The 24,812-nt window shown below is 64.5% G+C and carries 25 protein-coding genes and 1 tRNA gene; 16 read left to right on the top strand and 10 right to left on the bottom strand.

Features of this window, described 5'->3' with window-relative positions:
• Nucleotide 1 precedes the first annotated feature (1 nt).
• Nucleotides 2-226: a FixH family protein gene (locus WA983_RS04660; protein ID WP_424247275.1), complete on the top strand. Its 225-nt coding sequence runs from the start codon at nt 2-4 to the stop codon at nt 224-226.
• Nucleotides 227-275: 49 nt separating this feature from the next.
• Complete coding sequence (locus WA983_RS04655; protein WP_424247279.1) at nt 276-509, top strand: hypothetical protein; 234 nt, start codon at nt 276-278, stop codon at nt 507-509.
• A gap of 129 nt (nt 510-638) precedes the next feature.
• Here WA983_RS04655 and WA983_RS04650 read toward each other — a convergent pair whose 3' ends face one another.
• Nucleotides 639-1,316: a helix-turn-helix domain-containing protein gene (locus tag WA983_RS04650; RefSeq protein WP_424247273.1), complete on the bottom strand. Its 678-nt coding sequence runs from the start codon at nt 1,314-1,316 to the stop codon at nt 639-641.
• A 356-nt stretch (nt 1,317-1,672) separates the two neighbouring features.
• On the opposite strand from WA983_RS04650, the gene nirK reads away from it, so the two are divergent.
• From nirK to thpD, 6 genes are all read left to right on the top strand, one after another.
• A complete protein-coding gene (gene nirK / locus WA983_RS04645; RefSeq protein ID WP_424311674.1) occupies nt 1,673-3,082 on the top strand; it encodes a copper-containing nitrite reductase in 1,410 nt (469 codons plus the stop codon).
• Between the two features lie 139 nt (nt 3,083-3,221).
• Nucleotides 3,222-3,761: a MarR family winged helix-turn-helix transcriptional regulator gene (locus WA983_RS04640; RefSeq protein WP_424249515.1), complete on the top strand. Its 540-nt coding sequence runs from the start codon at nt 3,222-3,224 to the stop codon at nt 3,759-3,761.
• Nucleotides 3,762-3,796: 35 nt separating this feature from the next.
• Nucleotides 3,797-4,297: a diaminobutyrate acetyltransferase gene (gene ectA, locus WA983_RS04635; RefSeq protein ID WP_424311673.1), complete on the top strand. Its 501-nt coding sequence runs from the start codon at nt 3,797-3,799 to the stop codon at nt 4,295-4,297.
• Nucleotides 4,298-4,317: 20 nt separating this feature from the next.
• Nucleotides 4,318-5,685 carry an aspartate aminotransferase family protein gene (locus WA983_RS04630; RefSeq protein ID WP_424311672.1) on the top strand — a complete coding sequence of 456 codons (1,368 nt, stop codon included), beginning with the start codon at nt 4,318-4,320 and terminating at the stop codon, nt 5,683-5,685.
• The gene (locus WA983_RS04625; RefSeq protein ID WP_424249510.1) at nt 5,682-6,080 is read left to right on the top strand and encodes an ectoine synthase; all 399 of its coding nucleotides are present in this window, start codon (nt 5,682-5,684) and stop codon (nt 6,078-6,080) included. The genes WA983_RS04630 and WA983_RS04625 overlap by 4 nt, the downstream gene beginning before the upstream one ends.
• Before the next feature lie 55 nt (nt 6,081-6,135).
• Nucleotides 6,136-7,047 carry an ectoine hydroxylase gene (thpD, locus tag WA983_RS04620; RefSeq protein WP_424311670.1) on the top strand — a complete coding sequence of 304 codons (912 nt, stop codon included), beginning with the start codon at nt 6,136-6,138 and terminating at the stop codon, nt 7,045-7,047.
• Nucleotides 7,048-7,104: 57 nt separating this feature from the next.
• Here the strand turns inward: thpD and ehuA are convergent, their stop codons facing one another.
• Genes ehuA through ehuB form a run of 4 tightly spaced genes read right to left on the bottom strand, consistent with a single transcriptional unit; the run spans nt 7,105 to nt 10,174 of the window.
• Entirely contained in the window at nt 7,105-7,914 is an 810-nt protein-coding gene (gene ehuA, locus WA983_RS04615; protein WP_424249506.1) for an ectoine/hydroxyectoine ABC transporter ATP-binding protein EhuA, read from the bottom strand.
• Nucleotides 7,915-7,921: 7 nt separating this feature from the next.
• Nucleotides 7,922-8,614 carry an ectoine/hydroxyectoine ABC transporter permease subunit EhuD gene (ehuD, locus tag WA983_RS04610; RefSeq protein WP_424249504.1) on the bottom strand — a complete coding sequence of 231 codons (693 nt, stop codon included), beginning with the start codon at nt 8,612-8,614 and terminating at the stop codon, nt 7,922-7,924.
• Nucleotides 8,615-9,286, bottom strand: coding sequence for an ectoine/hydroxyectoine ABC transporter permease subunit EhuC (gene ehuC, locus WA983_RS04605; protein WP_424249502.1), 672 nt, complete (start codon nt 9,284-9,286; stop codon nt 8,615-8,617).
• Nucleotides 9,287-9,301: 15 nt separating this feature from the next.
• Nucleotides 9,302-10,174, bottom strand: a complete 873-nt coding sequence (gene ehuB / locus WA983_RS04600; RefSeq protein WP_424249500.1) for an ectoine/hydroxyectoine ABC transporter substrate-binding protein EhuB — start codon at nt 10,172-10,174, stop codon at nt 9,302-9,304.
• A 410-nt stretch (nt 10,175-10,584) separates the two neighbouring features.
• Here ehuB and aroG point away from each other — a divergent pair, with 410 nt between their 5' ends.
• From aroG to mnmA, 6 genes are all read left to right on the top strand, one after another.
• Complete coding sequence (gene aroG / locus WA983_RS04595; RefSeq protein WP_424249521.1) at nt 10,585-11,676, top strand: 3-deoxy-7-phosphoheptulonate synthase AroG; 1,092 nt, start codon at nt 10,585-10,587, stop codon at nt 11,674-11,676.
• Between the two features lie 69 nt (nt 11,677-11,745).
• Nucleotides 11,746-13,158: an FAD-binding oxidoreductase gene (locus WA983_RS04590; protein WP_424249498.1), complete on the top strand. Its 1,413-nt coding sequence runs from the start codon at nt 11,746-11,748 to the stop codon at nt 13,156-13,158.
• 19 nt (nt 13,159-13,177) lie between these two features.
• Nucleotides 13,178-14,674, top strand: a complete 1,497-nt coding sequence (locus tag WA983_RS04585) for an FAD-linked oxidase C-terminal domain-containing protein (protein WP_424249496.1) — start codon at nt 13,178-13,180, stop codon at nt 14,672-14,674.
• Nucleotides 14,675-14,717: 43 nt separating this feature from the next.
• Nucleotides 14,718-15,812 carry a glycolate oxidase subunit GlcE gene (glcE, locus tag WA983_RS04580; protein ID WP_424249495.1) on the top strand — a complete coding sequence of 365 codons (1,095 nt, stop codon included), beginning with the start codon at nt 14,718-14,720 and terminating at the stop codon, nt 15,810-15,812.
• Nucleotides 15,813-15,820: 8 nt separating this feature from the next.
• Nucleotides 15,821-17,050, top strand: a complete 1,230-nt coding sequence (gene glcF / locus WA983_RS04575) for a glycolate oxidase subunit GlcF (protein ID WP_424311669.1) — start codon at nt 15,821-15,823, stop codon at nt 17,048-17,050.
• Nucleotides 17,043-18,164, top strand: a complete 1,122-nt coding sequence (gene mnmA / locus WA983_RS04570) for a tRNA 2-thiouridine(34) synthase MnmA (protein ID WP_424311668.1) — start codon at nt 17,043-17,045, stop codon at nt 18,162-18,164. Before glcF ends, mnmA begins: the two co-directional genes overlap by 8 nt.
• A gap of 9 nt (nt 18,165-18,173) precedes the next feature.
• Here mnmA and WA983_RS04565 read toward each other — a convergent pair whose 3' ends face one another.
• Nucleotides 18,174-18,788, bottom strand: a complete 615-nt coding sequence (locus tag WA983_RS04565; protein ID WP_424311667.1) for a glutathione S-transferase N-terminal domain-containing protein — start codon at nt 18,786-18,788, stop codon at nt 18,174-18,176.
• 160 nt (nt 18,789-18,948) lie between these two features.
• Here WA983_RS04565 and purB point away from each other — a divergent pair, with 160 nt between their 5' ends.
• Nucleotides 18,949-20,325, top strand: coding sequence for an adenylosuccinate lyase (gene purB / locus WA983_RS04560; RefSeq protein WP_424249488.1), 1,377 nt, complete (start codon nt 18,949-18,951; stop codon nt 20,323-20,325).
• A 4-nt stretch (nt 20,326-20,329) separates the two neighbouring features.
• Here the strand turns inward: purB and WA983_RS04555 are convergent, their stop codons facing one another.
• The 3 genes from WA983_RS04555 to WA983_RS04545 all read right to left on the bottom strand — a co-directional run bounded on the left by WA983_RS04555 (nt 20,330) and on the right by WA983_RS04545 (nt 22,237).
• Entirely contained in the window at nt 20,330-21,460 is a 1,131-nt protein-coding gene (locus WA983_RS04555; protein WP_424311665.1) for an acyltransferase family protein, read from the bottom strand.
• A 217-nt stretch (nt 21,461-21,677) separates the two neighbouring features.
• Nucleotides 21,678-21,753 (bottom strand) — tRNA-Lys (locus tag WA983_RS04550).
• Between the two features lie 70 nt (nt 21,754-21,823).
• A complete protein-coding gene (locus WA983_RS04545; RefSeq protein ID WP_424247236.1) occupies nt 21,824-22,237 on the bottom strand; it encodes a hypothetical protein in 414 nt (137 codons plus the stop codon).
• 378 nt (nt 22,238-22,615) lie between these two features.
• Between WA983_RS04545 and WA983_RS04540 the strand changes: the two genes are divergently transcribed.
• A complete protein-coding gene (locus WA983_RS04540) occupies nt 22,616-22,852 on the top strand; it encodes a hypothetical protein (RefSeq protein ID WP_424247237.1) in 237 nt (78 codons plus the stop codon).
• Nucleotides 22,853-22,861: 9 nt separating this feature from the next.
• Here the strand turns inward: WA983_RS04540 and WA983_RS04535 are convergent, their stop codons facing one another.
• The gene (locus tag WA983_RS04535; protein ID WP_424311664.1) at nt 22,862-24,811 is read right to left on the bottom strand and encodes a CHASE2 domain-containing protein; all 1,950 of its coding nucleotides are present in this window, start codon (nt 24,809-24,811) and stop codon (nt 22,862-22,864) included.
• Between the last annotated feature and the right edge of the window lies 1 nt (nt 24,812).

Raw genomic sequence — 24,812 nt, 5'->3', positions numbered from 1 at the left:
CATGACATCGAAGACTCGGGACACCTCCATGTTGTCTGAAGGCCGCCCCTGGTGGCAGCATCGCTGGCCTTGGCTGCTGATCCTGGGCCCCGCCGTGGCGGTGGTCGGTTGCGTGATCACCATCGTGCTGGCATTCCAGTCTTACGGCGATCAGGCTATCATCGACGGCGGGGCCCGGCAGGGTCTGGTCGTGGCTGCACCCGCGGCTCCGGCGGCACCGCGTTGAATTCCACCACTCACGTTACGGGAGACAGGCTTTGCACGCACGCAATCTGATGTGGATTCTGTGGCCGTCCTTCCTGATGGCGGGGGCTACGAGCGCGGTCGTGTTCGCGCTGGTCGATCCTCTGGATGTGATGTTCCTGGGGTATCTGCAGGCCGGCCGCCTCACGGTGTACACCATGGGCTTTTTCATTTTCTGGATCATGGCGGCCCTGTCCAGCGCGCTGACGCTGCGCATCGCCCCGCGTGGGGTCGAACTGGACGAATTCGGCGACCCGGTGGAATAGGCCCCACCTCGCGGCCTGCATGCCGCTCGGATTCGCTAGGTACGTCATAGTCCACAGGGACCATGACGTGCCCGAACTCATGCCCCACGCTGTGCAGCCTTCGGCCGCTTGCTGCCTCCCGGCCGTCGCCTAGCTGCAGTCCGTGCCCGACAGGCCTTGCAGGCCGGTCATGTCCAGAATCTGGACTTCGCGCTGCTGAACCCGAAGCAAGCCCTCCCGGGCGAAGCGCGAGAACAGCCGGCTGACGGTTTCCAGGGTCAGGCCCAGGAAATTTCCGATCTCTTCGCGGCTCATGCGCAAGATGAATTCATAGGGCGAATATCCCAGCACCTGAAGGCGCTGGGACAGGTTCAGCAGAAAGGCCGCCAGACGCTGTTCGGAGCGCAGGCTGCCCAGCGTCAGCAGCAACTGGTGAGAGCGGCCGATTTCCTTGCTCATCAGGCGGCGCAACTGGCGCTGCAAGGAAGGGATCTGAGGTGCGAGCTGGTCCATTTCGTCCAGCCGGATGATGCAGACCTCGGTGTCTTCCAGAGCGATGGCATGGGAGACTTGCTGTTCATTCATCAGCCCGTCCAGGCCCAGGACTTCGCCCGGCAACAGAAAACCGGTGATCTGGACCTGGCCGTTGGCATCCTCGATCTGGGTCTTGATCGATCCGGAGCGCAGGCCGTAGACGGCATCTGCAGCGTCACCCTGACGATACAGCGTACCGCCCTTGGGCAGGCGGAAACGTTCTTTGACCAGCTCGTCCATCTTGACTACATCCTGGCGCGTCATGCCCAGTGGCAGGCAGATGGCGTTGAGCATGCAGGTGGAACATCGCGTCGACTCGGGTGCCACCGGAATGCGCCGGGGGGCGTTGATCCTGCGGATCGTCCCAGAGGAAGGAGGGTCAGCCAGCAAAATTTAGAACCTGTGGAAAAAAAAGCACTTCAGGGAAAGGCCCCTGACCTCGTGAGGGATTATAAGTTCTTTGCCGGAACATTTGGGGTCTGGACTATTTATTTACTCGGATTTGGTCGGGGAACTTGCGATTTGTCGGGTTTTCGGACAGATTTCACCGCCTTTTCGAGAGGCATGTCGCATCGTGGGTTGACATGAAAAGTATCAGCCTACATTATTTAAGCGAAAAATATTTCGATGTCAAAAATGCAGGGGCAATCATGAAATTTTTCGGGCGATTCTTGAGCGGTCTGCTGTTGTGTGCGGCCGGCCTCGGCCTGGGCAGCGCGGCATGGGCGGCGGATCAGGCCGGTGCGTCGGCCGGCAGCCGGGCAGTGACCTACAAGCCGGACGTCATCTTTACGTTGCGCACTTCGATTGCCGGCGGCCGGCTGGTGTTCATCGGCGATCGCGGCGCGATCGCCGAGCAGGTCAATCCGGACCTGAAGGTGCCCGAAGGGGCGGTGGTGCAGATCAACCTGATCAATGGCGACGGCGCGACCCACGACATCGCCGTGCCGGAATTCGGTGCGAAGTCGGATCACATCTCGGGCAAGAGCGCGGCCACGGCCATCGTGTTCCGGGCGAACAAGAACGGGACGTTCGAGTACCTGTGCACGTTGCCGGGCCACAAGGCAGCGGGGATGTTCGGCAAGATCATCGTCGGCGAGCCTTCCAAGGAAGCCAAGGTCGAGGCGCCGCAGATCGCGCACGATCCCTCCATCGTCGGTACGCCGGTGGGCAAGCGTGGGCCGCAGAAGGTCACGGTGGACCTGCTGACCACGGAACTCGAGGCCCGCCTGGGCGACAACAGCACTTACCGGTTCTGGACCTTCAACAACAAGGTGCCAGGGCCGTTCATCCGGGTGCGGGTGGGCGACGACGTCACGATCAATGTGACCAACCCCAAGGACAGCACGCACATTCACTCGATCGACCTGCATGCCGTGACCGGGCCGGGTGGCGGGGCCGCCGTGACCCAGGTGCCGCCGGGCCAGACCAAGTCCTTTTCCTTCAAGGCGCTGCATCCGGGCCTGTTCGTCTATCACTGCGCCACGCCGATGGTGGCCCAGCACATCACCAATGGCATGTACGGCATGATCCTGGTCGAACCGGAGGGCGGCCTGTCCAAGGTGGATCATGAGTTCTACGTCATGCAAGGCGAGCTCTATACCACCGAGACGCACGGTGGCAGCGGCCTGCAGGAATTTTCGCTGGAAAAGCTGCTGGCGGAAAACCCCGAGCACATGATGTTCAATGGCTCGATGGATGCGCTGACCAAGATCTACAGCATGGAATCCCAGGTGGGGGACACGGTGCGGATCTTCTTCGGCGTCGGCGGGCCGAACCTGACGTCCAGCTTCCACGTCATTGGAGAGGTCTTCGATCGTGTCTATGACCAGGCTTCGCTGACCAGCAAGCCACTGACCGACGTGCAGACCACGCTGGTGCCCCCGGGCGGGGCCACGATGGTGGAATTCAAGACCGAGTATCCGGGCCGTTACCTGCTGGTGGACCACGCCCTGTCGCGGGTGGAAAAAGGCCTGGCCGGCTTCCTGACGGTCAAGGGCAAGGCGGATCATACGATCTTCCACAGCGACGAACCGGTCGACCCGAACTCCGGGCATTGATTGGTATCGGCGGGCATTGCGTCCCGCCGCAAGCAACCGCCCCCGGTCCGTTCCGGGGCGGTTTTTTTTCGCCTTGATGTTTATGATTTATAGTCTTATCATTTCAATAGAAATTAATTTTTGAGGACTTTCCATCATCATGAACAGTCAGACGGATGCGCAGCAGGCCTATGACCTGCGGATTTTGCGGGCTGTACGCCGCATTACCCGGGCCGTGGCCCTGCATTCCCGGCAGTTGTCGGCCTGTAGCCACATCACCGGCCCGCAGTTGGTCTGCCTGCGGACCGTGATCGAGAAGGGGCCGATGACGGCCACGGCCATCAGCCGCGAAGTCCACGTCAGCGCCAGCACGGTCGTCGGCATCCTTGACCGGCTGGAGGACAAGGGCCTGATCGTGCGTGAACGCGGTCGGGCGGACCGCCGCATCGTGTTCGTCAGCGCAACCGACGCCGGACGCGATCTGGCGCGGGACACGCCTTCGCCTTTGCAGCAGAAGCTGGCCGAGGCACTGCAGGCGCTGCCGGAATTGGAGCAGGCCACCATCACCCTGTCGCTGGAACGGGTGGTGGACCTGATCGAATCCGGTACCGGGCTGGCGCCGGCGGTGGCCGATCCCCAGTCTCCCATGCTGGACATCCCGGTGGGCGGCGTCGCGCCGGAATCCGGGCTGGTGGTTTGACCGGAGCGGGGTCGACCTCAAACGGCCGGGCGTGGATGCGCCTGCCGGCCCGGGCGGACGGGCCGGCCATGCAGGACCTGGTGGCGCGCTGCCCGCCGCTGGACCTGAATTCCGCCTATCTCTATCTGCTCCTGACGGAGCATTTCCCCGATACCTGCATCCTGGCCGAAGACGACGACGGCCTGTTGGGCATGGTGTCGGGCTACCGCCCACCGGGCCGGGACGACACGCTGTTCGTCTGGCAGGTGGCGGTGGACCCCCGGGCACGAGGCCGGGGGTTGGGCCTGGACATGCTCCTGGGCCTGTTGTCGCGCCGGTCTCCCCGTCCGGCGCATTGGGTCGAGACCACCGTAGGGCCTGGAAACCGGGCTTCGCGCGGCCTGTTTCGAAGGCTGGCCGTCCGCCTGGACGCCTCTTTGAATGAAACGGCTCTGTTCGATGCCGCGCTGTTCGGCGCGGGCACGCACGAGGCCGAACCGCTGCTGCGCATCGGCCCATTCACCCCGCCGGTTCCTGAGTCGGACCGGAATCCATGAACGATGAAAAGGAGGACCCCATGGACTTGAAAATTTTTGACCGGATGGAGTCGGAAGTCAGAGGCTACGTCCGGTCGTTTCCGGTCATTTTCAGCAAGGCGCGCGGCTCGGAGTTGATTGACGAGGACGGCCGCAGCTACATCGATTTCTTCAGCGGCGCGGGCACCCTGAACTATGGGCACAACAACCCGGTCCTGCGCGAGCGCATGATGGCCTACCTGGAGTCCGATGGTGTGACGCATGGCCTGGACATGGCCACCAGCGCCAAGAAATATTTCATGCAGACGCTGGACCGGCTGGTGCTCGAGCCGCGCGGCCTGGATTATGTGCTGCAGTTCACCGGCCCCACGGGCACCAACGCGGTCGAGGCAGCGCTGAAAATCGCGCGCCAGGTCAAGGGCCGCCAGAATGTCATTTCTTTCACGCATGGTTTCCATGGCGTGTCCGGCGGTTCGCTGGCGGCCACCGCCAACCGGAAGTTCCGCAAGGCTGCGGGCGTGGCGCTGGGCAACATCAGTTTCATGCCGTATGACGGCTATTTCGGTCCGGACGTGAACACCATGGCCTACCTGGAGCGCATGCTGGACGATCCCAGCAGCGGCCTGGACCATCCGGCGGCAGTGATCGTCGAGACCGTCCAGGGCGAGGGCGGGGTGAACGTGGCTTCGCAGCGCTGGCTGCGCGAACTGGAGCGCCTGTGCCGGCGCCATGACATGCTGCTGATCGTCGACGACATTCAGGTCGGTTGCGGTCGTACGGGTGGTGCTCTTGCCGCCGGGTCGTCTCAGGGCAAAAGCGCGCCCTCCGGGGGTGGCGCGGGGGCATTTTTCAGTTTTGAGGCGGCGGGGATTTCGCCGGACATCGTCACGCTGTCGAAGTCCCTGTCGGGATTCGGGCTGCCCATGGCGCTGGTGCTGCTGCGCCGCGAACTCGATGTCTGGGAACCTGGCGCGCATAGCGGCACCTTTCGGGGCAACAACCTGGCCTTCGTCACGGCGGCTCAGGCCCTGGAGAGCTACTGGGCCGACGGGGCGCTGAGCGAGGAAGTCGCGGCCAAGGAGCGCCTGGTGCGCGACTGGCTGGAAAATCTGGCGCACAGCCACCGGGGCGCCGGCCTGGGCGTGCGCGGCCGCGGATTGATCCAGGGCCTGGTGACGCCGGTGGGCGACGATCTGGCCGGCCGGATCGCGCGTCGGGCTTTCGAGCAGGGTGTGGTGATCGAGACTTCGGGCGCGCATGACGAGGTGCTGAAAGTGCTGCCGGCCCTGACCATTGCGCGCGAGCAATTGCAGCAGGGGATGGAGATCATCGAACGCAGTGTGGGCGAGATCCTGGCCGGCGAGGGACGCCGGCCCAGGATGTTGAAGGTCGCGGGAGGTGGGCAATGATCGTACGCAATGTCAGGGACGTCATCGGAACCGACCAGGAAATCGTCACGGACAACTGGACCAGCCGCCGGGTGCTGCTGTCCTCGGACGGCATGGGATTCTCGTTTCACGAGACCGTGATCTTTCCCGGGACCGAGACGCACATCCATTATCAGAACCATCTGGAGGCCGTCTGGTGCATCGAGGGTGACGGCGAGATCGAGACCATCGCCGACGGCCGGAAACACGCCCTGGGCCCCGGGGTGGTCTACGCCCTGGACCAGCATGATGAGCATTGGCTGCGCGGCGGCGTGCGGCCGTTGCGGGTGATCTGCGTGTTCAATCCGCCGCTGACGGGCCGCGAGGTCCACGACGCCTCCGGCGTCTACCCGGCGGCGGAAGCGTCCGCCGCCTGAGGGCTGCGCCGGCGCCCGGGTTCGGGCACCGGCCGGCGTGCAACATAAAAGAGGGATGCAGGTCATGAAGGATTTTTACGTATCACGAATGGGGCGCGGTGCGGCCTTGATCGCGCGCGGCGATCCCGTGGTGTATGACGCGGGCCGCTACGCCGATGCGCTGGACGAGGCGCAGTTGCGGGCCTACGAGCGCGACGGTTTTCTGGTGCTGACCGGTGTGTTCGATGCCCGGCAGATCCAGGCCTTGCGCGAGGAGGTCCAGGCGCTGGAGCAAGATCCGGCGGTGCGTGAAGGCGAGGAGGTCATCCGCGAACCGGGCGGCGAGGCGCTGCGTTCGATCTTCCGTGTGCACGAACTGGGGCGGCGGCTGGCCGACCTGCCGCGCGATCCCCGGCTGCTGGACGTGGCGCGCCAGATCCTGGGCTCCGAGGTCTACATCCATCAGTCGCGGGTGAACATGAAGCCGGCGCTCGATGGCAAGGAGTTCTACTGGCATTCCGACTTCGAAACCTGGCATGTGGAAGATGGCATGCCGGCGATGCGGGCGTTGAGCTGCTCGGTGCTGCTGACGGACAATACCGCCTTCAATGGGCCGCTGATGCTGATTCCGGGTTCGCACCGGCAGTTCGTGGCCTGCGTGGGCGAGACGCCGGAAGACAATTACCGTACCTCGCTGCGCCGGCAGGAGGTCGGGGTGCCCGATCCGGTCAGCCTGCGCCTGCTGGCGGAGCAGGGTGGGATGGAGGCGGTGACCGCCCCCGCCGGTTCGGTGGTGTTCTTCGACTGCAATACGCTGCATGGATCGGGCGGTAATCTGTCGCCCTGGCCGCGCAGCAATGTTTTCATGGTCTACAACAGCGTGGAGAACAGCCTGGTCGCGCCGTTCCACGGCATGAAGCCCCGGCCGGAGCACATCGCGGCGCGGCGTTCCACCGACCTGCTGACGCCTTTGCGGGCCGCCGCCTAGGTTGACCGGCGGGCGGCGCGGGACGGCTCATGGCGAACCGTCCCGTGCCCGGGCCCGTCAAGCCTGGCGGGTTTCGATGAAGGTCTTCAGGAATTCCCGGGTGCGTTCCTCCCGGGGTTTGGTGAACATGACCTCAGGCGGCGCCTGTTCCACGATCACGCCCTTGTCGAAGAAGCACACCCGGTCGGAAATCTGGCGGGCGAATTCCATTTCGTGGGTGACCAGCAGCATGGTCAGGTCGTGCTCCTCGGACAGGCGGCGGATCACGGTCAGCACTTCACCGACCAGTTCCGGGTCCAGGGCCGAGGTCGGTTCGTCGAACAGCATGATGTTCGGACGCATCGCCAGCGCGCGGGCAATGGCAACGCGTTGCTGCTGGCCGCCGGACAACTGACTGGGGAATTTGTCGGTGTGCTCTGTCATGCCCACCAGGTCCAGGTATTCGAGGGCGCGCCGGTCAGCCTCGGTCTTGGACAGGCCCAGCACGTGGACGGGCGATTCGGTGACGTTGCGCTGCACCGTCATGTGGGGGAACAAGTTGAACTGCTGAAACACCATGCCCATTTCTTTGCGCATGGCGCGCAGGTGGGCCTCACTGGCAGGGACGGGACGGCCATCGCGGTATTCGTGCCACAGGGGCTTGCCGGCCACGTGGATCAGGCCCTCGTCGATGGTCTCCAGCGTCATCAGGATGCGCAGCACCGTGGACTTGCCCGAGCCCGAGGGGCCGATGATGGTGACTTTTTCGCCCTTGGCCACCTGAAAGTCCAGGTGGTCGAGCACGGTGGCGTCGCCAAAGCGTTTGACGACACCGTCCATGGCGATGATGGGGGCGTCCGGGTCAGAGGGGTTGAAAGTGTCGTTCATGTGGGGTTCAACGCAAGGGGATGCCGCGCTTGGGCAGGCGTTCGTCCAGCAGCCGCACGCCGGCCGAGGCGACCAGGGTCAGGATCAGGTAGAGCGCGCCCACCAGGGTCAGCGGCACCATGTAATTGAAGCTGCGGTCGCCGATGATGCGCGCGACGTTGAGCATTTCCAGGATGGACACGACCGACAGCACCGGCACATCCTTCATGATGGACACCAGGTAGTTGCCCAGGGCCGGGATGATGCGGGGGATCGCCTGGGGCAGGATGATGACCGCGAAGGTGCGCAGGGGCGAGATGTCCAGCGCGCGCGCGGCCTCGGTCTGGCCTCGGGTGATCGATTCCAGGCCGGCGCGGTAGACCTCGGACATATACGCGCTGTACTGCACGCCCAGCGCCAGCGCGCCGGTCAGGAAGGCGGGCAGTACCAGACCGTATTCCGGCAGCACGTAGTACAGAAAGAACAACTGCACCAGCAGGGGCGTGTCGCGCAGGAATTCCGTGAACACGCGTGCGGGCCATGAGATCAGCCGGACGCGCACGCTTTTCAGGCCCGCCAGCACCAGACCCAGCGCGGCGCCGACGACGAAGCCCAGCAGCGTGGCCTTGATCGTGACCACCAGACCGCGCAGCAGGATGGGCAGGATCGACCAGGCGAAGACCCAGTCGTTGGCAGTGTTCCATTCGATGCCGAACAGCATTCAGACCCCCTTGGGGCGCCAGCGCCCGACGTGGGTTTCCAGGAGACGCATCAGACCGGCCAGTACCAGCGCCATGCCGAAATACATGAGCAACAGCAGGGTATAGACCCCGATGCTGTCCTGGGTGAAATTGCGGATGCGCTCGGCCTGAAAGGCCAGGTCGCCCAGACCGATCAGCGAGACCAGGGCCGTGTCCTTCAGGTTCTGTACCGTCAGATTGCAGAAGCTGGGCATCATTTCGGGGATGGCTTGCGGGATGGCGATGCGCCACAGGGTCTGGCGCGGTGTGAAGTCCAGCGCCTTGGCCGCCTCGTGCTGGTTGCGCGGCACGGCCTGGATCGCGCCGCGCACGACCTCGGCCCCGTAGGCGCCGATGTTCAGGCTCAGGGCCAGCGTGCCCGCCACGACCGGCGGCAGACGCAGGTCCACGCCCAGCATCTGTCCCAGCACCGGCAGGGCGAAGAACAGCCAGAACAACTGCACCAGCAGTGACGTGCCCCGAAAGATCTCGATCAGGGCGATCGAGGCCCAGCGGCAGGGCAGGGACCGCGACAGGCGGCCAATGCCGAACAGAAAGGAAAACGCGCCTCCCAGCAGGGTCGAATACAGGGCCAGCCGGATCGTGACCCAGGCGCCCTGCATCAGGGGGTTCAGGTAGGACAGCCAGTCCATGCCGGGCCCGGTGCCTTACTTGGTGCAGAGCTGCGCCGTGCTGCGCTCGAAGGATTGTGTGGCGTCTTCGGCCGAAAAACCGTAGCTGCTCATGATCTTCTTCCAGTCATCGGTCTTCTTGAATTTGGCCAGTTCCTGATTTACGGCGTCGCGCAGGCTCTCCGAGTCCTTGGAGAAGGCGAAACCGCCCCAACTGCGTACGGGCTGGCCGTCGACCACCGGGTCCTTGAAGTCAGAGGCTGCTTCGGCCTTGCCCTTGCTCTTTTCGGCCAGTTGGCTGACGGTCAGGCTGGTGGCGGCGTAGCCGTCCGCGCGCCCGGTGGTCACAGTGGAGATCGCGTCGGCGTTGTTGGCGATGGTCACGATACGGTTGGCGGGGACCTTCAGGGCCTGGAGGATTTCCAGTTGATCGGCGCCGGCCATCACCGCGATCTTGCCGTCCGAGTTCGCGAAGCTTTCATAGTCATGGAGATTCTTCGGGTTGCCCTGGGCAACCAGCAGACCCTCGCCGTAGGAGCTGTTTGGTTCGGAATAGAGCACCTGTTCGCAGCGCTGCGGCAGGATGGCCATTTCTGCGGCAACCATGTCGTAGCGGTCGGCCTGCAGACCGGGGATCAGGGAACCGAACGCCGTGGTGGTCCATTCGATCTTGGCGATGCCCAGGGCCTTGGCGATGTGCTTGGCGACATCCGGCCCGACGCCCTTGGCCTCTCCGCTCAGGTCCATGAAGCCGTAGGGGATTTCGTTGGCGACGGCGACCCGCAGCACACCGCTGGCACGGACGGCGGTCAGATCGGCAGCCTGGGCGGCGGCCGGACCCAGGGCGCAGGTCACGGCGGCGGCCAGCAGCCAGGGATTCAGCGCGGATGTCTTCAGTGCGGATTTCATGGTGGGTCTCCTGAATGTATATGCGTGAAATAATCTACGATCGAATGATCAATTATAGAATGATTTGAATACTAATCAATTCATGCGTCATGATTGAACTTCGTAGGCCGCGAGGACGGGCCGCATGTTCAAGGCGCATGAGGAAACCGCTTGGGAGGGGGGTAGGGAGGGGAAATGAACCCGGGATTTCGGGAGCAATTTTCTTGCGTCAGAGGCGGGGGTTGTGCTAGGATTGACCCATGCACTCGATTCCTTATTTTTTCTACTTTTTTACGTTTCCAAAACCGCTGGTGGAGGAAGGGAATCGCTGTACAGAAAGGTAGACCACACATTCCCGAAAAAGCCGCCGGCCCCGCCAGGCGGCTTTTTTGTTGCCGCCCTCGCAACCGGCCCATGAATGGAGCATGACCGTGTCACACAATACCGACGATACCCGCATCCGAGAAATCCGCGAGCTGGCCCCGCCCGCCCATGTGATGCGTGAATTTCCTTGCACCGCGGACATTTCCCGCACGGTTCACGATGCCCGGCATGCCATCCACAATGTGCTGTACGGCACCGATGATCGCCTGGTCGTCGTCGTCGGGCCGTGCTCCATCCACGACACCGAGGCGGCCATGGAGTACGCTCGCCGTCTGGCGCCGCAGCGCGAGCGCCTGGCGGACGATCTGGTGGTCGTGATGCGCGTGTATTTCGAGAAGCCCCGCACGACGGTGGGCTGGAAGGGGCTGATCAACGATCCGAGCCTGGACGGCAGCTTCAACATCAACCAGGGCCTGCGCACAGCACGTGAACTGCTGATCGACATCAACGCCCTGGGCCTGCCGGCCGGTACTGAATTCCTGGACATGATCACGCCGCAGTACATTGCCGATCTGGTGTCCTGGGGCGCCATCGGGGCACGCACCACCGAAAGTCAGGTGCACCGCGAACTGGCCTCGGGGCTGTCCTGCCCGGTGGGCTTCAAGAACGGGACCGACGGCAACACGCGCATCGCCCTGGACGCGATCAAGGCCTCGTCGCAGCCGCACTACTTCCTGTCGGTGACCAAGGGCGGGCATTCCGCCATCGTCTCCACGCGCGGCAACGAGGACTGTCACGTGATCCTGCGCGGCGGCAAGGCGCCCAACTACCAGGCCGAGCATGTTCAGGCGGCGGCCGAGGCCCTGGAAAAATCCGGCATGCGCCCGCGCGTCATGGTGGACGCCAGCCATGCCAACAGCAGCAAGGACTACACCCGCCAGCCCCTGGTGATCGAGGACGTCTGCACCCAGCTCGAAACCGGCGACACGCGTCTGTTCGGTGTGATGGTGGAAAGCCATCTGGTAGGTGGTCGCCAGGATCTGGTGCCGGGCAAGCCGCTGGTGTATGGTCAGAGCATCACCGACGGTTGCGTGGACTGGGACACGACGGTGGCTGTGCTCGACCGTCTGGCCGCAGCCGTGCGTGCGCGCCGTCAGGCGGCCCGCGCGTCCACCGCCCCGGTGGGCAGCGCCGCCTGACAGTTCCGTACCGCTTGCAAGCGGCGAGGTGGAGAGCTGACACGCGTTTTCAAGAGGACAGGATCGGACATGGATACCTTGCACATCGCCCAACAGGCCCGGGTCTTGCCGGAGGGCTTCGTGGCGGCCTTGCGCACGCGTTTCGGCGAACGCTGCTCGACGGCGCGGGCGGTGCGTGAACATCATGGCCGCGACGAGTCCCCGTATCCGGCCATGCCGCCTGACGTGGTGGTTTTTGCCCAGGACGTGGACGAGGTCGCTTGGGTGGCGCGTCATTGCCATGATCACGGCATCGCCCTGATTCCCTACGGTGTGGGCTCATCCCTGGAAGGCCACCTGCTGGCGGTCCAGGGCGGGGTCTGCCTGGACCTGTCGGGGATGAATCAGATCGTGGCGGTACATGCCGAGGACTTCACGGCCACGGTCCAGGCCGGCGTGACGCGCAAGCAGCTCAATGAATCCCTGCGGGAAACGGGGCTGTTCTTTCCGATCGACCCGGGGGCCGATGCCAGCCTGGGTGGCATGGCGGCCACTCGCGCTTCCGGCACCAACGCCGTGCGCTACGGCACCATGCGCGAGAACGTCATGTCGCTGAAGGTCGTCACGGCCGACGGGCGGGTGATCGAGACCGCCAGCCGGGCGCGCAAGTCCTCGGCAGGCTATGACCTGACCCGCCTGTTCGTGGGCAGCGAGGGCACATTGGGCATCATCGTCGAAGTCACCGTGCGCCTGTACCCCCAGCCCGAGGCCGTGTCCGCCGCGATCTGCAATTTTGCCGACCTGGATGCCGCCGTCAACAGCGTGATCGAAGTCATCCAGATGGGCGTGCCGGTGGCGCGGATCGAGTTCATGGATGCCCATGCCGTGCGGGCCACCAATCGATACAGCCATCTGAGCCTGCGTGAATCGCCCTTGCTGCTGTTCGAATTCCACGGCAGCCCGGCCTCGGTGCGCGAGCAGGCCGAATCGGTGCAGGCCATCGCGCGCGAGCACGGCGGCCAGGACTTCGAATGGGCGGACCGCCCGGAAGACCGCAGCCGCCTGTGGACGGCGCGGCACAACGCCTATTTCGCCGGCCTGCAGTTGCGTCCCGGCTGTCGCGCCAGCACCACCGATGTGTGTGTGCCGATTTCCAGGTTGGCCGAATGCGTGGGGGCCACCGCCCGTGAACTGGACCAGGCCAGTTTTCCCTATACTATCGTGGGTCATGTGGGTGACGGCAACTTCCACGTCCTGATGCTGCTCGATCCGGACCAGCCGGACGAATGGGCCGAATCCGAACAGTTGAACCAGCGGCTGGTGGCGCGCGCCATCGCCATGCAGGGCACTTGCACCGGTGAACACGGGGTCGGCCTGCACAAGCAGGCTTTCATGCTGGACGAGCACGGTCAGGATGCCTTGGACGTCATGGCGGCGCTGAAGGCCGCGCTGGACCCGCACAACGTCCTCAACCCCGGCAAAATCCTGCCGCCGGCGGCCTGACAGGCGCCCAAGGAGTCTCATGGACATCGCAAGCACGGTGGATGAACGGCACGTCAGCGTGCCCGATTTCCCCGGTTTTCTCGCCCGCATCGCACGCGACGTGCCGGCGCATTGCATCCTCACCCGGCCCGACCAGACTCGCGTCTATGAATGTGACGGGCTGGCGCTGTACCGCGAACAGCCGCCTGTCGTGGTGCTGCCTGAAAACGAAGCCCAGGTCATCGCCATCCTCAAGGCCTGCCACGAGCACAATGTGCCGGTGGTGCCGCGCGGTGCGGGCACCGGGCTGTCGGGCGGCGCCACGCCACATCCCCAGGGGGTGGTCGTGGGGCTGGCCAAGCTCAACCGCATTCTGCGCCTGGATCCCGAGACCTGTGTGGCCGTGGTCGGCCCGGGCGTGCGCAATCTGGCCATCTCTGAAGCCGCCGCGCCTTATGGCCTGTATTACGCACCGGACCCGTCCAGCCAGATCGCCTGTTCCATCGGCGGCAATGTGGCGGAAAATTCGGGCGGTGTGCATTGCCTGAAATACGGCCTGACGGTGCACAACGTCCTGCGCGTGCGCATGGTCACGGTCGAGGGCGAGGTCATCGAACTGGGGGGCGAGGCGCCGGACGTTCCAGGCCTGAATCTGTTGCAGGCCTTCATCGGTTCCGAAGGCATGCTGGGTCTGGTGACCGAGGTCACGGTGCGGCTGATCCCGCGCCCGCAACTGGCGCGGGTGGTCATGGCAAGCTTTCCCAGTGTCGAGCAGGCGGGCGAGGGCGTTACGCGCATCATCGCAGGCGGCATCATCCCCGCCGGGCTGGAACTGATGGACAAGCGTTCGGTGCACATGGTCGAGCCTTTCGTGCAGGCCGGCTATGACTTGCAGGCCGAGGCCATTCTGCTGTGCGAATCAGATGGCACACCCGACGAGGTTGCCGAGGAAATCACCCGCGTCGAGGCGCTGCTGCGCGAGGCCGGCGCCACCCGGCTGCAGACCTCCGCATCCGAAGAGGAACGCCTGAAATTCTGGGCTGGGCGCAAGAACGCCTTTCCCGCTGCCGGCCGCATCTCGCCCGACTACTATTGCATGGACGGCACGATTCCGCGCCGCCATTTGGGCAAGGTTCTGGCGGCCATCGCCGCCATGGAGCAGGAATTCGGCCTGCGCTGCGCGAACGTGTTCCATGCCGGGGACGGCAATCTGCATCCTCTGATCCTGTTCGACGCCAACCAGCCCGACGAGGTCGAGCGCGCCGAGGACTTCGGCGCCGCCATCCTGGAATTGTGCGTGCAGGTGGGCGGCACCATCACCGGCGAACACGGTGTGGGTCTGGAAAAGATCAACCAGATGTGCTCGCAGTTCACCCGCGACGAACTGGATGTCTTTGCAGCGGTCAAGCGTGCCTTCGATCCCTATGGGCTGCTCAATCCGCTCAAGCTGATCCCGACGCTGGTGCGCTGCGCGGAATACGGCAAGATGCACGTTCACCAGGGCGACATCCGTTTTCCCGACATCCCCCGGTTCTAGAATGCGTGTAATCAGTGTGAATAGTGTGAACAGGCCCTAGCCCATGGAATTCGTCTTATCCGAACTTTGCGAGCAGGTCGTGACTGCGCGCGCAGCGCAGCGCCCGCTCCTGATCCGAGGCGGCGGCACACGCTTGTTCTACGGCGGTCCGCTGCCGGCGGACGAAGCCGTGTCCTGGCTGGACGTGTCGGCCTACCAGGGCGTGGTCAGTTACGAGCCGTCCGAGCTGGTGCTGACGGCCCGGGCCGGCACGCCGCTGGTCGATATCGAGACGCTGCTGGCGTCGCGCGACCAGATGCTGGCTTTCGAACCGCCGCGCTTTGGCGCCGCCGGCACCCTGGGGGGCTGTGTGGCCTCGGGTCTGTCCGGCCCGCGCCGGATGGCCGCCGGTTCACTGGCCGATTTTGTGTTGGGTACGCGTCTGCTGAGCGCCGACGGCAATGTGCTGCGCTTTGGCGGCGAGGTCATGAAGAACGTCGCCGGCTACGATGTGTCGCGCCTGCTGGCGGGTTCGCTGGGCGTCCTGGGGGCGCTGGTGGAAGTCTCGCTCAAGGTCGTGCCCCGACCACACCGCGAGGCCACCTGCGTCCTGGCGCTGGACGAAACCTCTGCCCTGAATCTGTGCCTGCGCTGGCGGTCGCGGCCGCTGCCGATATCGGCCACGGCCTGGGTGGCCGATGCTTCGGGTGTGGGCGGGAAACTGTCGGTGCGCCTGTCGGGCAATGCATCCGCCGTGCGCCAGGGGCTGGAGGAAATCGGCGGGGAATCGCTGTCCGATGAGGCCGCTGGCGCCTTCTGGCTGGGCCTGCGCGACCAGACGCATGCGTTTTTTCGTCAGCGACCTTTGTGGCGCATCGTCCTGCCCGCCGGTGCGCCTGCGTTGGGACTGGCTCCCGTGCTGCACGAATGGGGGGGCAGCCTGCGCTGGCTGGCCGGCCCGCACGACGCGGCGGCGTTGCGCGACCGGGTCCAGACGCTGGGCGGTTCCGCCTGCCTGTACCGGCACGAGGGGGCGCCCGCCGACGTGCCCGCCTTTCATCCCCTGGCGGACGGTGTCCTGCAGATTCACCGACGATTGAAGCGCGAATTCGACCCCGCCGGGATCTTCAATGCCCATCGGCTGTACCCGGAACTCTGAGGACCACCATGCAGACACAACTCGCGGATTGGGCGCGCGATACCGATTTTGGCCAGGATGCCGATGAAATCCTGCGCCGCTGTGTGCATTGCGGGTTTTGCCTGGCGACCTGTCCGACCTATCAGATTCTGGGCGACGAACTCGACAGTCCGCGTGGGCGCATCTACCAGATCAAGCAGGTCCTGGAAGGCGCCGAGCCGACCTTCGTCACTCAGCAACACCTGGACCGCTGCCTGACCTGCCGCAATTGCGAAACCACCTGTCCGTCGGGCGTCCAGTACGGCGCCCTGGTGGACATCGGCCGCCAGATCGTCAGCGAACGCGTGCGCCGCCCCTTGCGCGAACGCCTGCTGCGCGGGGGGCTGCGCCATCTGATGGGCTCGCCCTGGTTCGGTCCTCTGTACCGCATGGGGCGCTGGGCGCGGCCCTTTCTGCCTGCCGTGCTGCGCGCCAAGATCGCAGACGCCCGCCCGGCCGGGGCGCTGCCGGCTGAACCGGGCCGCCATGCGCGGCAGGTACTGATGCTGGCCAACTGTGTGCAGCCTGCCATGATGCCGTCCATCGACGCCGCCACGCTGCGCGTGCTGGATGCAGTGGGGGTGGGCACGCGTATCGCCGCCGGATCGGGCTGTTGCGGCGCCATCAATTTCCACCTGGACGCCCAGGAGGCCGGCCGCGACCAGATGCGTGCCAATATCGACGCCTGGTTGCCGATGCTGGAATCCGGCGCGGTCGAGGCCGTGGTCATCAACGCCTCGGGCTGTGGCGGCATGATCAAGGACTATGCCCATCACCTGAAGCACGATCCGGCCTATGCCGAACGCGCTGCGCGCCTGATGCCTTACGTCAAGGACGTGGCGGAATTTCTGGCGCCCCTGGCGGCCGAACTCCGGTCGAAGATGCGCCGCGAACCTGGACGCAGCGCCTTTCATCCGCCTTGCACGCTGCAGCATTGGCAGGGCCTGCGCACCGTCACCGAGCGGCTGCTGGCGGACCTGGGCTTCGATCTGCAGTCCTTCGGCGAGTCGCACCTGTGCTGCGGGTCGGCGGGCACCTATTCGATCACCCAGCCGGCGTTGTCGAAATCCCTGCGCGCGCGCAAGCTGCAGGCGATCGAGGCGACGCTGCCCGAGACCATCGTGTCGTCGAACATCGGCTGTATCTGTCATCTCCAGGGCGGCACCGACACGCCGGTGCGTCACTGGATCGAAACCGTAGACGAGGCCTTGCATGGCTGATTCCGGGCAACCCGCACGTGGTGCCCGGGTCGTCATCGGCATGTCGGGCGGGGTCGATTCCTCGGTGTCGGCCTGGCTGCTCAAACAGCAAGGCTACGAGGTGGTCGGCCTGTTCATGAAGAACTGGGAGGACGACGACGACAGCGAATACTGTTCGTCGCGCCAGGACTGGCTGGACGCCGCCAGCGTCGCCGACGTGGTGGGCGTGGACATCGAGGCCGTCAATTTCGCCGCCGAGTACAAGGATCGCGTGTTTGCGGAATTCCTGCGCGAATATTCCGCTGGCCGCACGCCCAATCCGGACGTGCTGTGCAACGCGGAAATCAAGTTCAAGGCCTTTCTGGATCACGCCATGGGGCTGGGCGCCGACTATATCGCCACCGGCCACTACGCCCGGGTGCGCCGCGTCGGCACGCCCGCCGGGCCGCGCAGCCAGTTGCTGAAGGCTCTGGACGGTTCCAAGGACCAAAGCTATTTCCTGCACCGGCTGAACCAGGATCAGCTCTCGCGCACCCTGTTTCCGCTGGGCGAATTGCCCAAGACCGAGGTGCGCCGTATCGCGCGCGAGATCGGCCTGCCCAATGCGGCCAAGAAAGACTCCACCGGCATCTGCTTCATTGGCGAGCGGCCGTTCCGGGAATTCCTGAATCGTTACCTGCCCACCAAGTCAGGGCCGATGCTGACCCCGGAGGGCCGGGAAATCGGCCGTCATCAGGGCCTGGCCTTTCATACCCTGGGTCAGCGCAAGGGCCTGGGCATCGGTGGCGTGCGCGGTGCGCAGCGGGACGATGGCACGGCCGACGCCTGGTACGCGGCCCGCAAAGACCTGGAGAACAATACCCTGTACGTCGTCCAGGGGCATGACCATCCGTGGCTGTTGAGCGAACGCTTGCAAGCCCAGGATGCCAGTTGGGTGGCGGGTGAGCCCCCGGCCCCCGGCGCTTACGCTGCCAAGACCCGCTACCGGCAGGCCGATGCCGCCTGCGTTCTGGAAGCGGGAGAGGGCGCGGACTTTGCGCTGCGCTTTGCCGAGGCCCAATGGGCCGTCACCCCTGGCCAGTCGGCCGTGCTGTACGACGGCGACGTCTGCCTGGGAGGCGGGATTATCGTCTGACGCCGCCGTTTACGCGGTGGGCGGCTTCGTCGTGGCGAAAGAGGGCCGGGCGCCGAGCTTTTCGGCCAGGCGGGCCAGGTGGGCGTGATCCGCGCGCCAGTCTATATCCGGAAAGCGCAGGTCCAGATAGCCCAGGGCCGTGCCCACGGCGATGTCGGCCAGGCACAGATTGACACCCACGCAGTAGGGCTGTTCGCCCAGCAAGAGATCCATATAGTCCAGGCTGGCGCGGATCTTTTGCAGTTGACGGTCGACCCAGTCGGCGTTGCGCTGGGCTTCGGGGCGGCGGTGGGTTTCTATGAAGGCGGCCGCAGCGGCGTCCATGATGCCGTCGGCGATGGCTTCCCAGCGTTTGACTTCCACGCGCTCGCGCCCCGGCGGCGGGATCAGGCGGCCGACCGGCGAGAGCGTGTCCAGGTATTCCACGATGACGCGCGAGTCGAACAGTGAGCCGTTCTCGTCCATGATCAGACAGGGCACCTTGCCCAGGGGGTTGTGCGCCGTGACCTGAGTCGCGGGCCCCCAGGGGTCGTCGAGGACCAGCTCGTAGTCGAGCTTTTTCTCGGCCAGCACGATACGGACCTTGCGGACGTAGGGACTGGTCAGGGAACCGATCAATTTCATGGGAAATCAGGAGAGTCTAAGGCTCAAAAAGTATAGCAGGACGGTCCCGGATCCCGGGCTGTGGGCGGTGTTTTGACTCTTTTTGATGAAACTCCGCCGGTGGGGTGTGGTATATCCGCCCAACCCGGAGGCGGGTGCGGGCGGATGCTAGAATTCCGCCATGCATATTGATACTTCCCTCAGCGCGTTGAACGCGCTGTCGCCCCTGGATGGGCGCTACGCAGCCAAGGCCGATGCCCTGCGGCCCTTTCTGTCCGAAGCCGGTTTCATGGCGCATCGGGTCGAGGTCGAGATCGCCTGGCTGATCGGACTGTCCGACGCCGGACTGCCCGAACTGCCCGCCTTCTCAGCGGCGGCGCGCGCACGGCTGCAGGCGCTGGTCCAGGACTTTTCCGAAGCTGACGCGGCCCGCATCAAGGCCATCGAGCGCACCACCAACCATGACGTGAAGGCGGTCGAATACTGGCTCAAGGAACAGGTGACCGATGACGCCGAACTGTCCCGTGCCGCAGAATTCATCCACTTCGCCTGCACGTCCGAAGACATCAACAACACCTCGCACGCGCTGATGCTTGGCCGCGCGCGGTCGCAGGCCGTGCTGCCGGGGCTGGAATCCGTCGTCGCCCGTTTGCGCGAACTGGCGCACCAGCACGCCGATCAGCCGCTGCTGTCGCGCACGCATGGTCAGCCGGCCACGCCCAGCACCATGGGCAAGGAATTCGCCAACGTGGTAGCCCGCCTGGACCGCGCCCTGGACGCGATCCGCGCCGTGCAGCCGCTGGCCAAGATGAACGGCGCCACCGGCAACTACAACGCCCACCTGTCGGCCTATCCGGAAATCGACTGGCCGGCATTCTCGGGCGGCGTGCTGGGCAGCCTGGGGCTGACCCAGAATCCCTATTCGATCCAGATCGAACCGCACGACTGGATGGCCGCTCTGTTCGACGCGATCGCGCGTGCCAACACCATCCTGCTGGACCTGAACCGCGACGTCTGGGGCTACATCGCCCTGGGGTATTTCAAGCAGCGCCTGAAGGACGGCGAGGTCGGTTCGTCCACCATGCCGCACAAGGTCAATCCGATCGACTTCGAGAACTCCGAAGGCAATCTGGGCCTGGCCAACGCGATGCTGCGCCATCTGTCGGAAAAACTGCCGGTCTCGCGCTGGCAGCGCGACCTGACGGACTCCACCGTGCTGCGCAACCTGGGCGTGGCGCTGGGCTACAGCCTGGTGGCCTACGACGCCTGTCTGCGCGGCCTGGGCAAGCTGGAATTGAACGCCGCCGCCATCGACGCCGACATCGACGCCTGCTGGGAAATCCTGGCCGAGCCCGTGCAGACGGTGATGCGCCGCTACGGTCTGCCGCAGCCCTACGAGCAACTCAAGGCGTTGACGCGCGGCAAGGGCATCACCGAGCAGGCCCTGCGGGAATTCATTGCCGGCCTGGACCTGCCCGCCGACCCCAAAGCGCGGCTGTTGGCCATGACGCCGCGCAGCTACGTGGGTCTGGCGGCCAAGCTGGCAGCGGCGATCTAGGCCCTCAGGGTTTCTGATAGTCCAGGATCAGGCGAGGTGCGTGGCGCGGCGCCTCGCCCACGTGCTTCAGCAGGGCGCGGCAGGCGTCGATCGCACGGACCTCCACCAGGTAATGCACGAGCGTGGCCGCCACGAGGGACAGGGAAACGGCGAAGGCAAAGGCGGGCGCACCCTCCAGCCCGAAGCGCACGCCGTACGTCCTGATCGCCTGGAGAACGATGATGTGCGTCAGGTACAGGGCGTAGGAAATATCCCCCAGGAAAGAAAGCCAGCGGATGTCGGGCAAGCCGTTCAAACGCTCGTAGAGCAGCAGTGACAGAATCAAGGCAACCGAAGGCGCGCCCCACTGTGTCAGTCCGTGGCCATAAAAATCGCCTGAAAAATAAATCAGGGTGGAAACCGCTGCCGTGCCGAGCAACAGCGGTTTCAGGAATACCCTGGTTTTTTCGGGCAGGTCGGGTGTCGCCATGAACATGGAATACAGCGCGATCCCGCAGACGAATTCCAGAATCATGGGCGAAGACAAAATCGCCAGTACCGGCCGTATGGGTCCGCCGTACGGATAGTCATACTCCGTATAGGCCGAGAGCCGGACTTCGTGATTCAGTGCCCATTGCAACAATAGAAAAATCGAGACGATGAGGCCGGCAGCGATGAGTCTGCGATGCTTTTGTGAAATTGCCAGGCCGGCCAGAAATAACAGATAAAAAGAAATCTCGTACGTCAGCGTCCACGCCGGGCTGAGCAGGTTGTAGCCGAAGAATGGGCCCTGGTCTGAATAATCCGCCTGCAGCGGGATGAGGGATTTCAGCACCGAATATCCATCGGCGCCGAACAGCAGGAAAAACGTCAGCAGGCTGAAGATCAGCAGGGGATAGATCCGGAAAAACCGCTTCAGGGTGTACGCCGCGACAGGATGCGGGCTGTCGGGCTTGCGGGTCGAATAGCAGATGATGAATCCGCTGATGATGAAAAACAGGTCGACGCCGAATGCGCCGCTGCCAAACAGCGCGTCGCCCAGGTCTTTCTGAGCGTAGTTGTCGTTCAGATAATATCTGAAGTGAAAGCAGACCACCATGAGGGCCGCCACACCCCGGAGATACTGCACACTTTTGATGATTTCCTTGTCGCGCATCAAAATGGCCTATGGAATACCCTTATATTCCAAAGCCTAGCATGGACGCTTGTGGCTGATTGATTCCGTTCTTGTCAGGGGGTGATCATCGAGACGGACAGTTTCGTTGCGTTTCCATCCTGCATTTCGCAGGCGCGAACCCTGCGATGTCTGTATGAAAGTCAGGCACAAAAAGTAAAAGGCCAGTTCCGAAGAACTGGCCTTTTACCGACTATTCTGGTGGGCTGTGAGTGACTCGAACACTCGACCGACGGATTAAGAGTCCGCTGCTCTACCAACTGAGCTAACAGCCCGTCGCAATTATTTTGCGAAGAACGAAACTATACACCTTTTTTTTGGGCTGTGCAAAAACGTAGACTGCACTCAGTGGCGACTCCCCCCCACGTTCAGGAAGATGTTGACCGCAAACGTGACGATGCCCAGAGCAGTGGCGATTTCCGCGATGCCCAGGAGCGGAATCACGCCAGGATGGCCGAGCGTCAGCAGGGCGAGGCTGACGAGCATGACCGGCAGAGCGAGGTTCTGGAGCCAGAAGTGGAGTCGGGCTAGGCGGCTGCGTCCTGCCTTGGGGAAGATGCAGTAGATGATCCCGGCCAGCGCCATGGTCGCCCAGCCCAGCAGGTTGAGGTGGGTATGCACTGGGCGCAGGGTGAAGTTTTCTGTGGCGCCCATGCCGATACCGATGGCGATGCCGATCAATAGATACAGGATCGCGAGCTTGAGCCAGATGACGCCGGCGGTGGAAAAGGCGGGTTCTGTGGTGGTGGCGGTCTGCATGGTGTGTCTCCTGGAAAGTTGAAACTGCGGAACTCGGCCTGTTCTTTTTATGCCTGTGGCATAGAGTCGGCTGGACGCTGTTGCAACCATCGGCGTTCACACTGACGCGGATGCGCGTGAAACCTCGGCTGAGGCCTTGATGCATGGTCCGGTCCATCGGGGATTCGGTGGATCTCCAGACTGCATGTGACATGATATGTCAGCAGGATGCCTTGCAACCGTCCCGACGGGGGTGGAGACCGATTTTTTTAAGCTTGAAGTTTCGGCTGGAAATAGGCAGTGACACAATTGCGGCGCATGATGCCGCTGCAGCGTCGGTCGCCCTGCAGGAACCTGTTATAAGAAGGCAGGCATATTCCAGTAGCAGAAGGAGGAAACATGTCCGGCCGTATCGTGATCCGCTGTGGCGTCGTGCTGGGTGCCGCCGTGCTGATGGCCGGCTGCTTTGGGGGCGGAGTCCCGGCCAGGCAGTCGGCTCAAGGCGGCGATTGCCAGTGGAACCGCAGCCAGTGTCTGTACGAAGGCGCCTACGAGCCCGGAGAGCGGGACTATGCCGAGCAAGAGGCAAAAGACCTGAACCGGGCCTCGTTGCAAAGGCTGCGGCGCTCCCGTTAAGCGGTTCTTTCAGCTTTCCACGGGCAGGCTGATCGTGAACCGGGCGCCCTGGCCCGAGGCGCTGACGCAGGACGCCCGGCCGCCGTGGCGCTGTGCCACGGTCTGCACGAAGGCCAGCCCCAGGCCGCTGCCGGCCGGTTTGTTCGCGTCGCCAGGCAGACGCTGGAAGCGGGTGAACAGGTGTTCCTGCTGTTCGGGGGGGATGCCGGGGCCGGCGTTCCGAACGTGGATGTGCCAGTGGCGTGCGTCGGATTCCAGCGTGCATGCGACGACGCTGTTCGCGGGACCATACAGCAGGGCATTGTCCAGCAGATTGCCGATGGCCCGACCCATGAGTTCCGTATCGAGGCTGGCCTCGGCTTCCGGGTGTCGGGCTTCGAACTGCAATTCGATCCCGCGCTGCGCGGCCTGGGGCCAGCGCCGGTCGCAGCATTCCTGGATGAGATCGTCCAGATAGACGGGGCGTCGGTCCAGCGGGGCGGATTCGGCGCGTCCCAATTGGACGAACTGGTCCACCAGATTCAGGGTGGTGCGCGTCTGTTGCTCGATATGCGCCAGGACGGTTTCTTCGGCCCATTGCTCGGGTGACTGGCGCCTCAGTTCGAGGATGGCCAGGATGGCGCTTTGAGGAGACCGCATGTCGTGCGACAGAAAACTGAGCGTTTCCTTTTGCGCCCGGGTGGCCTGTTTCAGGCGGGATACCGCCTTGTGCAGACGGATGGCCCGTGCGGGCAGCGTGTCAGGGCCGACCGGCCCTGAATCTGTGTCGGTGTCGAGCCCGTCGGCGTCGGGCCGCAGCGGAATGTGCAACTGTTCAAGTTCGGCGTCGATGTGTCTCAGGGAAGCTTCCTGGCTGCGCCAGCTCCACAGGGGATAGGCCAGGAACAGGGCTGCCAGGGTGCCGGCGGGCGGCAGCCAGTATCCGGTCTGCTGGAGCAGCAGGGCATCCGTGATCAGAAAGAGGATGCTGGCGGCGAGCGCGCCAGCCAGTCCCCGGCGCGTGGACAGGGTGCCCAGGCCCAGGCAGACTGGCAGGATCAGCCCCAGCCCGGCCAGTGCTGTGACCCAGGATGGCGCAATGCGGATCCACAGGTTGTCCCGCAGGTTCTGCACGGTGTCGGCCAGGATCGCGACGCCTGCCGTCATGCCGCCCAGGGGCGTGGCCAGGTGATCGCCCAATCCGGAGGCCCAGGCGCCGACCAGCACGATGCGGTCCTTGAACTCGGCCTCGGGCACCTGGCCGCTCAGCACGGCGGCGTAGGGGTAGAGCGCATGGCGCTTGGCCGGATCGGTGAACTGGACGCGCACAGCCATGTCGGAAGGAAAGGCCTGGGCCCGGGCCACGGCGGCTTCCTGTCCTGCGACGCCGGCGATCGCCAGGCTGAAGTGCGCCAGAGGTGGTCCGCCACCCGCCGGGGTGCGGCGTGTTTCGATGGCGCGCAGGGTGCCGTCCGGATCGGGCCGTGCGTCGATGCGTCCGAGGGCCGCGGCCGCCTGGGCCAGGGCGGGGATCGGCATGATCCGCTGTTGGCCGTCCGGGCTCAGGATGTCGGGCAGCACGACGCGTCCGTGTTGGGCAATGGCCTGGGCCAGCAGGGGGTCGTCCCGCGGGTGAGTGAGATAGGGGTCTGAGAGGATCAGGTCCAGCCCCACGGCTCGCGCGCCGTGAAGGCGTTCCAGCAGGGCGGCGTGAACCGAGCGGCGCCAGGGCCAGTAGCCCAGGGCTTCGATGCTGGCGTCGTCGATGGCGATGATCGCAATGTCCGGGCTGGGCGCCGGGGCCCGGACTGCCTGCATGCTCAGATCATAGGCCCGGTGGTTGATGTCCCGGATGCCCGGCAGGTCTTGCCAGACCGTCAGTGCGGTGGACAGCAGCGTCAGCACGGTCACCAGGATCAGCCATTCGATCAGGAGGCGTCGCCGCATGCCGATCAGACGGTGGGCTGCCATGAGGGTCATG

This window comes from Castellaniella sp. (assembly GCF_049650445.1).
Taxonomy (GTDB): domain Bacteria; phylum Pseudomonadota; class Gammaproteobacteria; order Burkholderiales; family Burkholderiaceae_B; genus Castellaniella.
Note: the sequence above shows the minus strand (reverse complement) of the source record. Positions and strands in the feature narration are given on the sequence as shown.

Coding starts and splice junctions, on each gene's coding strand:
- WA983_RS04660 (WP_424247275.1), top strand. CDS start 2: ATGACATCGAAGACTCGGGACACCTCCATGTTGTCTGAAGGCCGCCCC.
- WA983_RS04655 (WP_424247279.1), top strand. CDS start 276: ATGTGGATTCTGTGGCCGTCCTTCCTGATGGCGGGGGCTACGAGCGCG.
- WA983_RS04650 (WP_424247273.1), bottom strand. CDS start 1,316: ATGCTCAACGCCATCTGCCTGCCACTGGGCATGACGCGCCAGGATGTA.
- nirK (WP_424311674.1), top strand. CDS start 1,673: ATGAAATTTTTCGGGCGATTCTTGAGCGGTCTGCTGTTGTGTGCGGCC.
- WA983_RS04640 (WP_424249515.1), top strand. CDS start 3,222: ATGAACAGTCAGACGGATGCGCAGCAGGCCTATGACCTGCGGATTTTG.
- ectA (WP_424311673.1), top strand. CDS start 3,797: ATGCGCCTGCCGGCCCGGGCGGACGGGCCGGCCATGCAGGACCTGGTG.
- WA983_RS04630 (WP_424311672.1), top strand. CDS start 4,318: ATGGACTTGAAAATTTTTGACCGGATGGAGTCGGAAGTCAGAGGCTAC.
- WA983_RS04625 (WP_424249510.1), top strand. CDS start 5,682: ATGATCGTACGCAATGTCAGGGACGTCATCGGAACCGACCAGGAAATC.
- thpD (WP_424311670.1), top strand. CDS start 6,136: ATGCAGGTCATGAAGGATTTTTACGTATCACGAATGGGGCGCGGTGCG.
- ehuA (WP_424249506.1), bottom strand. CDS start 7,914: ATGAACGACACTTTCAACCCCTCTGACCCGGACGCCCCCATCATCGCC.
- ehuD (WP_424249504.1), bottom strand. CDS start 8,614: ATGCTGTTCGGCATCGAATGGAACACTGCCAACGACTGGGTCTTCGCC.
- ehuC (WP_424249502.1), bottom strand. CDS start 9,286: ATGGACTGGCTGTCCTACCTGAACCCCCTGATGCAGGGCGCCTGGGTC.
- ehuB (WP_424249500.1), bottom strand. CDS start 10,174: ATGAAATCCGCACTGAAGACATCCGCGCTGAATCCCTGGCTGCTGGCC.
- WA983_RS04590 (WP_424249498.1), top strand. CDS start 11,746: ATGGATACCTTGCACATCGCCCAACAGGCCCGGGTCTTGCCGGAGGGC.
- WA983_RS04585 (WP_424249496.1), top strand. CDS start 13,178: ATGGACATCGCAAGCACGGTGGATGAACGGCACGTCAGCGTGCCCGAT.
- glcE (WP_424249495.1), top strand. CDS start 14,718: ATGGAATTCGTCTTATCCGAACTTTGCGAGCAGGTCGTGACTGCGCGC.
- glcF (WP_424311669.1), top strand. CDS start 15,821: ATGCAGACACAACTCGCGGATTGGGCGCGCGATACCGATTTTGGCCAG.
- mnmA (WP_424311668.1), top strand. CDS start 17,043: ATGGCTGATTCCGGGCAACCCGCACGTGGTGCCCGGGTCGTCATCGGC.
- WA983_RS04565 (WP_424311667.1), bottom strand. CDS start 18,788: ATGAAATTGATCGGTTCCCTGACCAGTCCCTACGTCCGCAAGGTCCGT.
- purB (WP_424249488.1), top strand. CDS start 18,949: ATGCATATTGATACTTCCCTCAGCGCGTTGAACGCGCTGTCGCCCCTG.
- WA983_RS04555 (WP_424311665.1), bottom strand. CDS start 21,460: ATGCGCGACAAGGAAATCATCAAAAGTGTGCAGTATCTCCGGGGTGTG.
- WA983_RS04545 (WP_424247236.1), bottom strand. CDS start 22,237: ATGCAGACCGCCACCACCACAGAACCCGCCTTTTCCACCGCCGGCGTC.
- WA983_RS04540 (WP_424247237.1), top strand. CDS start 22,616: ATGTCCGGCCGTATCGTGATCCGCTGTGGCGTCGTGCTGGGTGCCGCC.
- WA983_RS04535 (WP_424311664.1), bottom strand. CDS start 24,811: ATGACCCTCATGGCAGCCCACCGTCTGATCGGCATGCGGCGACGCCTC.